General features: G+C 67.6%; 1 pseudogene. It reads left to right on the top strand.

Annotated features, from left to right (window positions below):
- Window positions 1-850, top strand: a pseudogene (locus tag EN925_RS37850) (helicase); the annotation flags it as partial.

Genomic DNA, 850 nt, shown 5'->3' with positions numbered 1-850 from the left:
ACGCTGCTGTGGGCGCTGAAGAACGACGGCAAGGACAAGCCAGGTTTTGGCGACGTGGTCCATGCGCTCGCCTCGGGTCGCACCTCGGTGGTCATCGACCCGGCCTTCGACAAGACCTTCTACAAGCTTGCCGGCTACCGCAATCTCGGCCGTCGCGCCGTGCGCATCGACATCCTGGAACGGCTGGCGGATCTGATCCGCCCGGCGACCAACTGGAAGCCCGGTCTCGGCCAGCGCCCGGACGGCGCCTATGACGGCCAGTCCTTCATGGTGACGCCGCCGATGATGTCGATCCTCGGCGCCACCGCGGACGACAGGGAAGAGATCCTCAAAGGTCTCGGCTACCGTGCCGGGCCGAAGCCGGCCGTCGAGGTCAAGGCGCGGCTCGAAGCACAGGACAATGCCGCGCGCGAAGCAGGGATGGCGAAGCTTGCGGCGGAAGAGGCGGGACGAGCCGAGGAGGCCAAGGCGGCGGACGCCGCAGCAGAGGCAGCAGTCGAAGGGTCGGAGCCGGCATCGGACGCAGTGGCCGTTTCGGAAACGGCGACCGAAATGACCTCCGACGCCGCGGCGGAACCTGCTGCGCCTGCCGTGGAAGAACAGGCGGACGCTCCGGTCGAAACCGTGCAAGACGAAGCGCCTGTTGCCGAGGCTGCTGCTGAACCGGCGCCGGTTGAACCGCAGGCAGAGGCTGAAGCTGCCGAGACTGAAGCCGCAGCGGCAGAAGAAGTTGCACCGGCCGAGCTGGTGTCAAATGCCGCGCCGGCAACGGACGCCGCGCCGGACGAAACCGTGACGGTGACTGAAGCAGCCACCGGGGAACCCGCTCCGGAAGCCGAAGCGCCAAAAC

Origin of the sequence: Mesorhizobium sp. M7A.F.Ca.US.006.04.2.1 (genome assembly GCF_004022915.1) — a bacterium.
Lineage (GTDB): Bacteria > Pseudomonadota > Alphaproteobacteria > Rhizobiales > Rhizobiaceae > Mesorhizobium > Mesorhizobium ciceri.
The sequence above is the reverse complement of the archived record's forward strand: the minus strand, read 5'-3'. Positions and strand labels throughout refer to the sequence as shown.